Source organism: Streptomyces himalayensis subsp. himalayensis, from assembly GCF_013778455.1.
Lineage (GTDB): Bacteria > Actinomycetota > Actinomycetes > Streptomycetales > Streptomycetaceae > Streptomyces > Streptomyces himalayensis.
The window spans coordinates 72,409-86,324 of sequence record NZ_JACEHE010000016.1; the positions used below are offsets into that span (position 1 = coordinate 72,409).

The 13,916-nt window shown below is 69.8% G+C and carries 11 protein-coding genes; 5 read left to right on the forward strand and 6 right to left on the reverse strand.

The window, feature by feature from the left end; translation table 11 throughout:
• Position 1: 1 nt before the first annotated feature.
• Entirely contained in the window at positions 2-1,714 is a 1,713-nt protein-coding gene (locus tag H1D24_RS24925; protein WP_181659907.1) for a hypothetical protein, read from the forward strand.
• Between the two features lie 66 nt (positions 1,715-1,780).
• Here the strand turns inward: H1D24_RS24925 and H1D24_RS24930 are convergent, their stop codons facing one another.
• The 5 genes from H1D24_RS24930 to H1D24_RS24950 all read right to left on the reverse strand — a co-directional run bounded on the left by H1D24_RS24930 (position 1,781) and on the right by H1D24_RS24950 (position 7,205).
• The gene (locus H1D24_RS24930; RefSeq protein WP_181659908.1) at positions 1,781-3,049 is read right to left on the reverse strand and encodes an NAD(P)/FAD-dependent oxidoreductase; all 1,269 of its coding nucleotides are present in this window, start codon (positions 3,047-3,049) and stop codon (positions 1,781-1,783) included.
• Positions 3,046-3,486, reverse strand: coding sequence for a GtrA family protein (locus H1D24_RS24935; protein ID WP_309484434.1), 441 nt, complete (start codon positions 3,484-3,486; stop codon positions 3,046-3,048). The genes H1D24_RS24930 and H1D24_RS24935 overlap by 4 nt, the downstream gene beginning before the upstream one ends.
• On the reverse strand, positions 3,476-4,522 hold the full coding sequence (locus H1D24_RS24940) for a glycosyltransferase family 2 protein (RefSeq protein WP_181659909.1): 1,047 nt from the start codon (positions 4,520-4,522) through the stop codon (positions 3,476-3,478). Before H1D24_RS24940 ends, H1D24_RS24935 begins: the two co-directional genes overlap by 11 nt.
• A 260-nt stretch (positions 4,523-4,782) precedes the next feature.
• Positions 4,783-6,111, reverse strand: coding sequence for a polysialyltransferase family glycosyltransferase (locus tag H1D24_RS24945; protein WP_181660046.1), 1,329 nt, complete (start codon positions 6,109-6,111; stop codon positions 4,783-4,785).
• A gap of 95 nt (positions 6,112-6,206) precedes the next feature.
• Positions 6,207-7,205: a glycosyltransferase family 2 protein gene (locus H1D24_RS24950; protein ID WP_181659910.1), complete on the reverse strand. Its 999-nt coding sequence runs from the start codon at positions 7,203-7,205 to the stop codon at positions 6,207-6,209.
• Positions 7,206-7,403: 198 nt separating this feature from the next.
• Between H1D24_RS24950 and H1D24_RS24955 the strand changes: the two genes are divergently transcribed.
• From H1D24_RS24955 to H1D24_RS24970, 4 genes are all read left to right on the forward strand, one after another.
• Positions 7,404-8,735 (forward strand): DUF6716 putative glycosyltransferase, encoded by a 1,332-nt coding sequence (locus tag H1D24_RS24955; protein WP_181659911.1) that lies wholly within the window; start codon positions 7,404-7,406, stop codon positions 8,733-8,735.
• A 73-nt stretch (positions 8,736-8,808) separates the two neighbouring features.
• Positions 8,809-10,068: an N-acylneuraminate cytidylyltransferase gene (locus H1D24_RS24960; protein WP_181659912.1), complete on the forward strand. Its 1,260-nt coding sequence runs from the start codon at positions 8,809-8,811 to the stop codon at positions 10,066-10,068.
• A 14-nt stretch (positions 10,069-10,082) separates the two neighbouring features.
• Entirely contained in the window at positions 10,083-11,021 is a 939-nt protein-coding gene (locus H1D24_RS24965; protein WP_181659913.1) for an N-acetylneuraminate synthase family protein, read from the forward strand.
• 14 nt (positions 11,022-11,035) lie between these two features.
• The gene (locus H1D24_RS24970; protein WP_181659914.1) at positions 11,036-12,232 is read left to right on the forward strand and encodes a hypothetical protein; all 1,197 of its coding nucleotides are present in this window, start codon (positions 11,036-11,038) and stop codon (positions 12,230-12,232) included.
• A gap of 139 nt (positions 12,233-12,371) precedes the next feature.
• Here H1D24_RS24970 and H1D24_RS24975 read toward each other — a convergent pair whose 3' ends face one another.
• Positions 12,372-13,685: an IS256 family transposase gene (locus H1D24_RS24975; protein ID WP_258564294.1), complete on the reverse strand. Its 1,314-nt coding sequence runs from the start codon at positions 13,683-13,685 to the stop codon at positions 12,372-12,374.
• Positions 13,686-13,916: the final 231 nt, after the last annotated feature.

Sequence of the window (13,916 nt, forward strand, 5' to 3'; positions counted from 1 at the left end):
CATGGCGACCGTCCTGGCCGACGAGGCGCCGCCCGCCGCGCGACCGCGCGTCCGCCGGTCACCCCTGTGGTGGCCGGTGGTCGCCGTGCCCGCGGCGGCGGCCGTCGTGTACACCGTGCTCACCAGGCGCCTCACCGGTGACCTGCAGTACGTCCTCGGCGCGCTGCGCCTCGGCGGCGAGGCCGGCTACTCGCCGTCGGAGGTCTTCACCCACCGGCCGTTCTTCTACCGGTGGTTCGTCGCCCTCCTGGACGTGCCCACCTTCGGCGGGACGATCGCCCGGGAGACGCTCATCGAGGCGGAGGGCGCCCTGATCGCCGCCGCGGCCGCCTTCGCCCTGTACACGGCGTTGCTGCGCCGGGTCAGCGGGCGCGAGGCGGCCCTCACGGCGGGCGCCACCGGCCTGCTGCTCGTGCTGGCGCCGCGCACCGACTTCCTCCAGCCGGAGTGGACGGCGGTGGTGCTGACCGTGCTGGGCATCGCCGCGGCGCTCGGCCCGGCCCGGCCGTGGCCGGCGGCGCTGCTCGCCGCACTGCCGCTCGGGCTCGCGGTGATGATGAAGTACTCCACCGCCTCCACGGCCGCCGTCGGCGTCCTGCTCGTGTGGGCCGTCGACCGGGGCCGTGCCGTGCGCGTGGCCCTGGTCGCGGTACCCGGCGCGATCGCCCTGTTCGGGCTGAGCGTGCTCGCCGGGTCCCACGAGTGGCAGTGGACCGAGGACATGCCGCAGATCAACAAGTCGGCCCTCAGCCGCACCGGCATCGACCCCTCGTTCATCCTCGAACGCTCGGTGGACTTCCTCGCCGACCGGGCCGTGCTCAGCCCCGTGCTGCTGCTCCTGCCCGGTGCGCTGCTGCTGATCCTCGCCCGGGTACAGGGGCGCCTGCGCCGCCTCGAACTGCTCCTGATCGCCCTGCTCATCGGCGTGGGCGCCCTGGCCGTCGTGGTCGTGCAGGGCAACTGGTTCCTCTACCACGCGGTCCAGCTGACCGTCGTCGCCGCCGCGATGTGGGGCCTCGCCGTGGGTGGGGCGCGCCGCTCACCCCCGTGGTGCTTCGGCGTCGTATCGCTGCTGTTCGGGGCGCTGCCCGTGCTGTACGCCGAGGCGCCCAAGGGGCTGCAGCGGCCGGCGACGGTCTGGGCGCTGGGCCTGGTGGCCCTGCTGGCGGCCGTCGTGGACGCCCGGGTGGAGGCCCGTAGGCGGGCCGCGGCAAAGCCCGGTTCCCGGGGCGTGTGGCCGGCCGCGCTCGTCGCCCTTGCCGGTGTGGTGTGCCTGTCCGGGAGCATCTGGCCCGGCTCCCCGCACCTGGTCTCGCACGGCAAGGTCGGGTTGACCAGCGCGACGTTCCTGCGGAACTCGGAAACCAAGAAGGAGGACGCCGACCGGCTGCGTGCGCAGATCCCGGACGGCGCCCGGGTGCTGTACCTGGCCTTCGGCGACACCGTGTACTACGTCGACCACCCGGCCCAGTGCCGCTATCCGATCGCCACGTTCCTCCAGCGCTCCCGCTTCCTGGACGACGTCGCCGACCTGCCGTCGTTCAAGGAGAACGCCGACTGCGTCGACCACGACCCGGCGCCGTACGCGGTGCTCGACTGGTCCTGGTTCCGGCCCGGGAACGTCGCCCCGGAGCTGCAGCGGCGCATCACCGCGACGTACGACTGCCCGCCCGCGAGCGGCCGGTCGAAGACGGTGGTGTGCGTCCGCCGGTAAGGGACCGTGCAGGACAAGACAAGGGGCCCCGGTCGTGCCGACCGGGGCCCCTTCCGCATGACCGGGCTAGCGCGCCCCGATCAGCTTCGTCACCTTGCGGGCCAGTGCCACCGAGTAGCTCTGGCCGCGGTCCTGCGGGTAGATCTGCGCCATGGTGGCGAGCTTGACGCGGCTCATCGGCGTGTCGTGGCCGGGGATCAGCGACCGGTACTCGGGGGTCACGACCGGCTGGGCGAACCCGGCCTTCGAGAAGTGCCAGTCCTTGATCCAGGACTCGTCGAACTCCGGGTTGATCCGCTTCAGATACGGCACGAACGCCTTCAGCAGGTCGGCCGGCTCGGTCGTGAACCGCCAGTCCTCGCGCTCGACGTAGTTGCCCACGTAGAGGACGTGCCGGCCGCCGTACACGGACGGGTCGATCATCTTGGTGTGCTCGACCACCGCGAGGAACGGGAAGTCCGGCTCGTTGATGTTGAGCCAGTAGTACGGGATCACGCTGCGGTCCAGCTCCAGCACGAAGCAGGTCGCGCCCAGGTACTGGTTCTTCCACACCGTGTCGTCGGCGGGCAGTCCGGCGGCCTTGGCGAAGGCGGGCTGCGGGGTGGTGACGATCAGCTGGTCGAACTGGTAGCGGGAGCCATCCGCGCACTGCACGACCGCGGGTGCGGCGTCGCCGTCCTGCCGGATGGACTCGACCGCCTTGCCGAACTCCACCTTGCCGCCGCGCTCCTCGATGCCGTCGCGCAGCGCCGCGTACACGCGCTCGAACCCGCCGTCGACATAGCCGAGTTCGAACGTGCGGCAGTGGATGCGGGCCCACAGCCAGGCCATCGACACCTGCTCGGCGCGGTCGCCGAACTTGCCGCGCAGCAGCGGCTCCCAGATCGCCGCGGTCGCCTTCCGGCCCGCCCAGCGGCGCAGCCAGGACAGCGCGGTCAGGTCGTTGAACCGCTCACCGCCCCGGACCGCCTTCAGCAGCGCCGACGACCCGGCGAACCGCACCGCGTCCACCGGCGAGAACTCCGGGAAGCGCAGCATGTCGAACGGGTTGGTGAAGTCGATCAGCTTCCCGCGGCGGTAGATGCCCGTGGTCGGCTTGTGGAAGCGGAGCGCGTCACCGAGCCCCAGCTCCTCGATCAGGGCGATCATGGCCTTGTCGCTGCGGAAGATGTGGTGGTAGTAGCGCTCCAGCGGAACGCCGCCCACCTTCAACGACGCGGCCAGGCCGCCCAGTTCGTCGGCCGCCTCCAGGATGGTGACCTGGTGGCCGGCGCGTACGGCGTCCCAGGCGGCGGTGAGGCCGGTGGCACCCGCGCCGATGATGCCGAGGTTCATGCGAAGCTCCACTTTCTGTTGAGCACGAACTGGAGGGCCAGGACCAGCGGCAGCGAGCCCACCTTGACGATGTTGGCGTCGATCCCCAGCGCGTCGGTGAAGACGAGGAAGAGCAGATACGTCAGGACGATCCCGGTCAGACCGACGGCGTAGAAGCGCAGGAAGCGCACCACGATCCGGTCGCGCCGTTCGAAGGTGAACAGCGCGTTGAGGATGAAGTTGTTGGTGATGCCGAGCGTGGTGCTGATCGCGTTGGCGACCTGCTCGTGCATCCCCGCCCAGTTGTGCAGCAGCAGGAAGGCCACGAGGTCGAGCGTGACGCCGCTGCCGCCGATCAGGGTGTAGCGGATCAGCTGGCCCAGGGTGCGGCGCCGCTCGGCGGCCCGCTCCTGGGCCCGCGCCTCCGGCACGGCGTCGGCGACGGTCTCAGACGGCACCGGTGTCTCCCCGCTCGCCCTGCGGACGGCCGCCGGTCACCTCGCGCACCAGGTACAGCGGGCGCCCCTGGGCCTCGCTGTAGATACGTCCTACGTAGGTGCCGAGCACACCGAGGGACAGCATCTGGGTGCCGCCCAGGAACAGCACGACGCACATCAGCATCGTCCAGCCGGAGACGGTGATGTCGGGCCGGAAGAACTTCATGCCCAGCGCGTAGAGGATGCCGAGCAGCGACAGCGCCAGCACCAGGAAGCCGAGCCGGGTGATCATCTTCAGCGGCACCGTGGAGAAGCTGGTCACGCCGTCGATCGCCAGCTTGGCCATCTTCTTCAGCGGGTACTTCGTCTCGCCCGCGAACCGCTCGTCGCGGTCGAACTTCACCTCGGTCTGCGTAAAGCCCATCGAGGCGATGATGCCGCGGACGAAGCGGCTGCGCTCGCGGTACCGGCGCAGCTCGTCGGCGACGCGCCGGTCGATCAGCCGGAAGTCTCCGGTGTCCAGCGGGATGTCCACCTCGGCGCAGGAGCGCAGGACGCGGTAGTACAGCGACGCGGTGGCCCGCTTGAACGCGGAGTCCTGCCGGGTGCGGCGGCGGGCGTGCACGATCTCCGCGCCCTCGCGCCAGGCGTCGACCAGTTCGAGGCTGACGCGCGGCGGGTCCTGGAGGTCGGTGTCCATGACGATCACCGCGTCGCCCTCGGCGATGTCGAGTCCCGCGGTGATGGCGATCTGGTGCCCGAAGTTGCGGGCGAAGTCGACCACCCGGACGCGTTCGTCGTTCTTCGCGAGGTCCTTGAGGATGCCGAGCGAGCCGTCGGCGGAGCCGTCGTTGACGTAGACCAGCTCGTAGTCGAGCTCAGGGCGCTGGGCGAGGGCCGCGGTCAGCTCGGTGTGGAAGGCGGTGATGCCGTCCTGCTCGTTGTAGACCGGGAGCACGTACGAGATCAGTGGCCGCCGGCTTGGCCGCTGCCCCGGCAGCGTGAGCGGAACGGGGGCCGCGGTGTGGGCTGATGGACGGATGTCCTGCTGGGTCATCTCGGTCCGCCTGCCGGGTCGAACGGTGTCGGGGAGAAAACTGCTTGACGCATTGTCGGAAGCTATGGAGCGTTTATGAACCCCGGCCGAACAGACCACGTCCGGGAGTCGTCTTCCCTCTTTCTCTTCAGTTCTCCGGCTTTCCGATCACGGTAAAAGGTCCGCCCCCCGGCAGCCGGTCGGAGTGCCAAAGAGAAAGCGGGTGGATCAACCAGTGATCCACCCGCTCCTGTGCCGGTGCCCGGCTCCGCGATCGGCGCTCAGCGGCGTACCGCCTTGCGGAGCGCACGGGCCCGCCGCACGACCCGGCGCGCGGTGGCGCTGCGCGGCAGGAACGACAGCCGCTCCGGGATGCCGCCGGGCAGGCCGAGCGAGGTGAGCCGGCGGCGCTTGAAGTAGCGCTGCGTGCGGGGGCCGAAGTGCTGGGCGAGATAGCGTTCAGCGGCCGGACGCAGCCCCGACTGTATCTGCGGCTGCATGACGAAGCCGACGGCCGTGAGCAGGCCGGTCAACCCGCCCGCCTCCACGTCGAGTTTCTGGGCGTCGACGCCGGCGCGGTCGCCGAGGTCCGGCACCAGGGCGTCGACGATCGTGACCGGGACGCGGTTGCTGTTCTGGTACGGCGACAGGCGCTCCAGGAGCAGCTCGGTGCCTGTGCGGGCGATCGGCAGGTCGTAGAACGCGGACGCCGTGAGCAGGGCGGTGGAGAAGCAGCCGACGACGAGCGCGGGCCGCATCCGCTGGTAGAGGACCTCGGCGAGCACGGGCGTGTCGAGCACCGTGAGCTCGGCGCCGACCTTCTCCGCCTCCCGCTCCAGCGTCCGCGACCAGCGGGCCGGTGCGCTGGGGTGGGGCTTGAACACGATGCGGGTGTGTCCGAGCGCGAAGGCGCCGCGCAGCATGCGGGCGTGCAGGGCCTCCTCTTCCTCGGGGCTGAGGATGCCGAGCGCCGAGAGGTACTGGCCGAGCAGCAGCGCCGGTTCCGCCACCTTGGGCAGGGCGGCCGCCGACTCGTCCTCGCCCAGTTCCCCGAGCGTCTTCACGAACACATCGGTCGGTACGATCTCGGGCTCCACGCCGAACTCGGTGAGCAGCAGCGGCTTCAGACCCGGCACCAGGTCCAGGTGGAGCAGCCGCCGTACGCGCGTGCCGACCAGCGGGTCGATCTTGTTGCGGGTGGGGCCGTAGCTCATCAGCCCGTCCGCGTAGACGTCGACGGGGGCATCGGTGAAGATCTGCGCGATCGTCTGAGCGGGGTCGACCTGGAGGGACTCCACCGCCAGCTCGACGTCGTCGTCACCCAGGTTCCAGGCCAGCCGCAGATACCGCTCCCAGAGCGGAAGGTCCTCCGGGCGCGGGGCCCAACCGCCCGGGTGGAAGGGGAAGATGGTCTCGTTCCACGACAGGACCGAGTCGAAGCGGTCGCGCAGGCGGGCGAAGCCGGGCATCCGGTCGAGCGGGGTCGCGGTCTCGGGAATCGCCGCGTTGTTGGAGACGAGCAGGATGCGCCGCTCGGCGGGCGTGAAGCAGTTCGCGTCGACGGCGGCGGCCAGCGTGGCGGCACCGTAGAGCGTGGAGGCGTAGAAGATCTGGGTGGTGTGTCGACGGCCGCCGGGAGTGCGGGCGGAGCCAGCCGTGCGGGCGGAGCCAGCCGTGCGGGCGGAGTTCTGGAAGTCGGCCGTGCTCACGCCGCCGCCTCCCCGGCGGACACCGGCCGCCTGCGCAGACGGCGCAGCCGCGTCGCGCGTTCGACGTCCATGGCGTCGAGCGCCTCGTCCAGAACGTTCTGCGGCATGCGCTTCAGCGCCGCCGCACTCATGGCCTTCAGACTGCGCGCCACAGACGGTTCAAACCTTTCAATGGATCCCAAATGATGGGAAATAATGGCGCAATACGTGCGCACGGCCTTCGGCAGCAGGCTTTCCGCGTCGGGGTCGGCGGCTGTTTCCTCTACGACCTGGTCGAATGCCCGGATGAAATCCAGCTGGCGTACGTCGCCGATCTGCGTCAGGGACGACGCGACCCCGCGCCGGTAGAAAACGCCCAACAGGCTCACCGCGGCGAAGGATTCCGCCTCGCGGTGCAGCCGCCAGATCCACGGCCGGTCCTCCGCGGTGCGCAGCCCGTCGGTGAAGTGCAGCAGTCCCGCGTCGACGAGCCGGCGGTGGTAGATGCCCGCCCAGGCGTACGCGTAGTCGACGGACGTGGTCCTGTCGGCGGGCAGGATGGCGTCGCGCGACCGCATCACGACCCCGCGCATGCCGTGCGGCACACGATGAACGGTGCGGGCGCGGGCGGTGCACTGCACATGGTCGGTGCGCACGAAGTCACAGCCCAGCTCCTCGATGGCGGAGAGCAGCTGCGGGTAGTAACCCGGCGCGAGCCAGTCGTCCCCGTCCAGGAAGGTGAGGTATTCGCCGGTGGCGGCGTCGATACCCGTGTTGCGCGCGGTCGCGAGGCCCCCGTTCTGCTCGTGTCTGACATGAACGACACGGCCGGCGCCCCCGGCGCCCTGCAGTTCCTTCGCCGCACGCTCGAGGATGTTCGGGGTCTCATCCTTCGAGCAGTCGTCGACGAGAATGAATTCGAAGTCCTCCCGCGCGTTGGCGCGCAGGCTTTTCAATGTGTCGGGCGCGTATTGCTGGACGTTGTAGAACGGCACGATAACGGAGAGCTTGACCACCCCGGTGACGTTAGATGCCGCTCCACCCTGCGTCTTGACTCATGGCTTGATACCGGATGAACGACGTGTGGCGGAACGGTGAACGCAGGTTTTTTCCATGCCGTTCGGAGCTGGGTTCGCTGTTCGTCGATGTGCTGTTAACCGTTTGTTGCATTCGGGTTGGGCGGCGGCTCGGAATGCCTTCCTAGCGTCGTCGACGTGCCAGTAAGTACTTCGACGAAGTCCCCGCGGGTTGCCGTACTCGCCGATTCCGACACCCGGTGGAAATGGGGCGCGCTCACCGCGAACCGTACCGTTCCGGACAGTCGGCTGAGCGGTTTTCTGCTGCGTGGGCGTGCAACCCCGACGGCCCGCCAGTTGCGGGAAGTCGGAGTGCGCGCGGATGACCTGCGCGAGGTCACGGCCGTCGAATTCCTGCGGGAAATGGAGCGGGACCGCGCCGAGTACGACGTCGTCGTCCTCGCCCTCGTCGGCGGAGCCGTCCAGGCGATGCTGCACGGACTCGCCCGAACCTGGAAGGGACACACGAAGCGCCCCGTCGTCGTCACCGGCTATGTCGGCGTCGTCTACGAGAAGCTCGCCGACGGCCTGCTGCTGCGACACGGCGCCGACCTCGTCCTCGCCAACTCCCGCCATGACGCGGAGCGCTTCCGCGCCGTGTACGAGGGCGTGGGCGCCGACGCGTCGTCCGTCGTGGAGACCGCACTGCCGTTCCTCGGCGGCAAGCCGTACGAGAAGAAGGGCCAGGACGACAAGGACGACCCGTACACCGTCGTCTTCGCCGCCCAGCCCTCCGTGCCCGATACCGCCGCCGACCGTACCTATCTGCTGCGCCGCCTAGCCGAGCACGCACGCCTGCACCCGGACCGCGAGGTCCTGCTCAAGCTGCGTTCCAAGCCCGGCGAGCACACCACGCACATCGAGGAACTGCCCTACCAGAAGCTCGCGCAGCGGCTCCCCGGCGGACTGCCCGCCAACTGCCGCCTTGTCTACGGGCACATGGGCGAGGTCCTCGACCGCACCGACCTGCTGGTCACCGTCAGCTCCACGGCAGCGCTGGAGGCCTTGCACCGCCGCATCCCCACGGTCATCCTCACCGACCTGGGCGTGCGCGAGGCGCTCGGCAACCACCACTTCACCGGCTCCGGGTGCCTCGCCTCCTGGGACCAGCTCGACTCCGGCCACCAGCCCGTGACCGACGAGAAGTGGGTCGCCCGGCAGGGCGTCGCCGCCGACGGGGCGTACGAGACGGCCTTCGACGCCGCGCGCGAGCGCATCGCGACGCTGCTCGAATCGGCCGAGCTCCCACCCCTTCAGCCGTACTACACACCGGTCACCGCCCCCGGCTATCTGCCGCGCATCCTCGCCCGCCACCACCTCGGGCCGGACGGCGCCCCGCTGCCCGGAGCCCCCGTGTCCGACAAGGAGCCGGGCCGGGTGCGGCGGATCGTGCGCCGCGTCGCCCGAGGCGCCTACCGCCACGGAGTGCAGCGAGTGGCGCCCGTGATCCGGCGCATGGGCGAGCTGTGACCGCCCCGTCGCACGGCGGACTGTGACCGCCCCCGAAGACCACGCACCCCAAGGAACCGAGGAGACCTCTCCCATGACGCACCCCGAAGCGGGCACGGCGGCGCCAGTACGCCGGGTGCTCGCGGTGATCCCCGCACGCGGCGGCTCCAAGGGCGTGCCCGCCAAGAACCTCGCTCCGGTCGGCGGCGTGCCCCTGGTGGCCCGCGCCGTCCGCGAGTGCCGCGCCACCCGGCTCGTCACGGACGTCGTGGTGTCCACGGACGACGCCGCCATAGCGGCCTGTGCCCGCGAGGCGGGTGCCGAAGTGGTGCTGCGCCCCGCCGCCATCGCCGGTGACACGGCCACCAGCGAGGCCGCGGTCCTGCACGCGATGGACACCCACGAGGCCCTGCACGGCGCGGCGGTGGACGTGGTCCTGCTGGTGCAGTGCACGAGCCCGTTCCTGATCCGCGAGGACATCGAAGGGGTGGCGGCCGCGGTCGTGGAGAACGGGGCCGACACCGCGGTGACGGTGGCGCCGTTCCACGGCTTCATCTGGCGGGACGGGGCGGACCATCCTCCGGCGGATGGCGGGGAGTCGTCCGCCACCGCGGGCGGCCACGGCGTCAACCACGACAAGTCCTTCCGCCCCCGCCGCCAGGACCGCCCCCAGGACCTCCTGGAGACCGGCGCCGCCTACGCGATGGACGCCGCGGGCTTCCGCAAGCACAACCACCGGTTCTTCGGGCACACCGAGCTCGTACGCACCGACCCCGCCCGCGTCCTCGAGATCGACGACCCGCACGACCTCGCCCGCGCCCGCGCACTCGCACCGCTCTTCGACGCGGACCGGCCCGGCGCACTCCCGACCGCCTCCGACATCGACGCGGTCGTACTCGACTTCGACGGCACCCAGACCGACGACAGGGTGCTGATCGACTCCGAAGGACGCGAGTTCGTCTCCGTGCACCGCGGAGACGGCCTCGGCATCGCGGCCCTCCGCAAGAGCGGCCTGACGATGCTGATCCTGTCCACGGAGCAGAACCCGGTCGTCGCCGCCCGGGCCAGGAAGCTCAAGCTCCCGGTCCTGCACGGCATCGACCGGAAAGACCTCGCACTCAAGCAGTGGTGCGAGGAGCAGGGCATCGCGCCTGAGCGCGTGCTCTACGTCGGCAACGACGTCAACGACCTCCCGTGCTTCGCCCTCGTCGGCTGGCCCGTGGCGGTCGCGAGCGCCCACGACGTCGTGCGCGGCGCCGCACGCGCGGTCACCACCCTCCCCGGCGGTGACGGCGCGATCCGAGAGATCGCCAGCTGGATCCTCGGCCCTTCTCTCGACTCCCTCGACAAGTAAGGAATCTCTCCGTCATGAGCACCAACTCCCGTCTGCGCACCTTCGGTTCGAAGACCGCCGGCCCGGGTCAGCCCGTCTACATCACCGGCGAGATCGGCATCAACCACAACGGCGACCTGGACAACGCGTTCAAGCTGATCGACGCGGCCGCCGAGGCCGGCTGCGACGCGGTCAAGTTCCAGAAGCGGACCCCGGAGATCTGCACCCCGCGCGACCAGTGGGACATCGAGCGCGACACCCCCTGGGGCCGGATGACGTACATCGACTACCGGCACCGCGTCGAGTTCGGCGAGGACGAGTACCGCCAGATCGACGAGTACTGCAAGGAGAAGGACATCGCCTGGTTCGCGTCCCCGTGGGACACCGAGGCCGTCGCCTTCCTGGAGAAGTTCGACGTCCCGGCCCACAAGGTCGCGTCCGCGTCCCTGACCGACGACGAGCTCCTCCGCGCCCTGCGCGCCACGAACCGCACGATCATCCTCTCCACGGGCATGTCGACGCCGAAGCAGATCCGCCACGCGGTCGAGGTCCTGGGCAGCGACAACATCCTGCTCTGCCACGCCACGTCGACGTACCCGGCGAAGGCCGAGGAGCTCAACCTGCGCGTGATCAACACGCTCCAGGCCGAGTACCCGAACGTGCCGATCGGCTACTCCGGCCACGAGACCGGCCTGCAGACCACGCTGGCGGCGGTCGCGCTGGGCGCCACCTTCGTGGAGCGCCACATCACGCTGGACCGCGCCATGTGGGGCTCGGACCAGGCGGCCTCCGTGGAGCCGGGCGGCCTGCAGCGCCTGGTCCGCGACATCCGCACCATCGAGGCCTCCCTCGGTGACGGCGTCAAGAAGGTCTACGAGTCGGAGCTCGGCCCGATGAAGAAGCTCCGCCGCGTCCAGGGCGTCGTCGCCGAGGCCGAGATCGCCGCCGCCGCCGGCGAGCCGGTCGGCGTCTGAGCGGTACACGGCAGATGACTCCCCGAACCGGGTCGGCGGCCGGCTCCACCCTCGCCTTCGTCGAGAGCCCCGTACAGCTCCTCAACGTTCTGGAGTGGGCGCACACAGTCGCGCCCAGGGCCGCGCAGGAGCATGCGGAAAGCGCCGTGCCGCCGTCCGTACGGACACGGCACGAGGCCGCCGCCGACCCGGCCGGGGAGCAGGTCGACCGCGCCGCAGAGGCCCGCACCCGCACCCCCCTCACCCCCGGCGAACTCACGCTCGTCGTCCTGTCGCCCACCGATCCCATGACCCGCGGCCAGCTGCGCCGCATGGCGGAACTCGCCCGCAAAGAGGGCTACCAGGTCCGCTGGGAGGAGGCACGGGGCGGCCCGGCCGCGCCCTTCCAGACCATCGGCGGGCTCACCCCGCTCCTGCGGGTGGCCCGCCGGGTCGTCATCGGCGACCCGTTCTCCCGCTACGTACAGCTCCTGCTGACCATCACGCGCGCCCGCGACCTGGTCGTCGTCGACGACGGCACTGCCACCATGGAGTTCATCTCCCAGCTGGCCCGCGGCGAGCGCCTGGTGCGCTGGCACCGGCGCGGCGGGCGTCCGGGGGCGCGCGACATCGTCTTCGCCCCCGTGTCCGCATCGGCGCGCCGCCGTCTCACTCCGGGCGGCGGGCGGACGGTCGAGGTGTTCTCCTCCATGCCGATGGAGACCGTCCCCGAGGGCGTCCGCATCACAGCGAACGACTTCGCGTGGACCCGCTCCAGGTTCGGCCCGCCCCGGATAACCAAGGGCGCCGACCTGGTCGGCACATCGCTGGTCGAGACAGGCGTGGTGGACCCCGACCGCTATCTCGAGGCGGTCGCATCCCTCGCCCGCGCACACGGCGCCACGAGGTACTTCGCCCACCGCCGCGAAAGCTCCGAGAAACTCCACCGGTTGGCGGTCGAAACGGGCCTCGAGGTGGTCCGCCCGGACCTCCCCCTGGAACTGATAGCGCGCCGTGGCCCGATCGGCCGTACGATCCTGAGCTTCCCGTCGACGGTCGTCCACACGCTGCCACTGGCTTTGGCGGGCACGGAGGTGAAGGTCGCCGTGTGCGACATCGACCCGTCCTGGCTGACAGATCACGCCTCACCCCGAGCCCAGGGCTTCCTGTCCGGGGTCACGGGCACGGCTCGGGACGTGCACCGGTTGTCGACGGTGGCGCACACGGCCTGAGCCCGATCCTGGACCTGCGCATCGGCGGTGTACCGCCTCCCGGACGAGAACGGTTCGCCCGGCGGCCTGCCAGTGTGGGAGTGTCTCGGTTTTCGTGTATGCCCGATCTTTGATTTTCTGATGGTTTACTTCGGGTTGATCACTCGTTGGTAAGGGGGAGTCCGTCGAGGTCGACGCGGTCGCCGTAGAAGCCGGCGAGGACGTTTATGGCGGCTTTCCAGTTGTGGGTGCGTCCGGTCGGGTTGGGCCTGTTGGGCTCCCGGTGCCGGATGGCGAGGTAGAGGACCTTGAGGGCCGCTTCCTCGCTGGGGAAGTGCCCGCGGCGCCGACTGGCTTGCCGGACGCGGGAGTTGAGGGACTCGATCATGTTCGTCGTATAGACGATCTTGCGGACACCTGGCGGGAACTTCAGGAACTCCGCGAAATGCATCCAGTTCTTGCGCCACAGCCCGGTCATCGCTGGGTACTGCCCTGACCACTTCTCCTCGAACTCCGAGAAGAGCGCCTTCGCCGCGTCCTCGGTCGGCGCAGTGTAAACCTGCCGGAGTTCCTTGGTGATGGCCGACCAGTGGGCCCTCGAGGTGAACCGCAGCGAGTTGCGGACCATGTGGACCACGCACAGCTGCACGTCGGTCTGCGGCCAGATCGCAGTGAGCGAGTCGGGCAGGCCCTTCAGGCCGTCGCAGCACGAGATGAGCACGTCCTGCACACCTCGGTTGCGGAGTTCCGACAGCCACGTCATCCACTGTTTCGCACCCTCGCCCCCGGTGCCTACCCACATCCCCAGGACGTCACGCTCGCCCTCAAGGTTGATCCCCACGGCGATGTAGACGGGGCGGTTGGACACGGCACCGTCACGGATCTTCAACACGATCGCGTCGATCATGAGGACGGCGTAAATCTTGTCCAGCGGCCGGTTGCGCCACGCGTCGACCTCGTCCTTGATCTTGTCGGTCGCCCTCGAGATCAACCCGCGCGAGACGTCCATGTCGTAGATCTCGGCCAGGTGCTGCTGGATCTCCCCGGTCGTCAGGCCCTTCGCATACAGCGACAGGACCGCCTCGTCGAAGCCCTCGATCTTCCGCTGGTGCCGGGGCACGATCTGCGGTTCGAACGAAACGTCCCGGTCCCGCGGGACGTCGATCTCCACCTCGCCGATCTCGGTCCGCACCCGCTTCGACGACGTCCCGTTCCGCGAGTTCGCCACCCCACGGCCGGCCGGGTCGCCCTTCTCATAACCGAGATGCTCGCTCATCTCCGCCTCCAGCGCGCCTTCCAGCACGTGCTTCAACAGGCCCTTGAACAGGCTGTTGTCGCCGACGAGGTTCACGCCCTCCGCCCGGGCCCGCTCGACCAGCTGCCGGGCGATGTCCTTCTGCTCCTGCTGCTGCACCAACTCAGCCCCCGTCTGTACGACATCCGAACTGTTGTGGGAGCCACGAGAGTTGCCCATAATGATCCTTTCCAGCACCGGTCACCCCGATGCCATCCGGTCATACCGGGCATACACAAACTTCAGGACAGGCCCTCCCACTGGCGTGGGTGACGATTGGGTGGCGCGGACGGCTGATAACGGAAAGGGAAGTGTGTGGCAGAAGCCTGGTTCGACCGGAAATGCCGACATGCTTCGCGTGATGAATCCGACCGGCATGTACCCGAATGGCTATGTGCGGTTCTATAACAA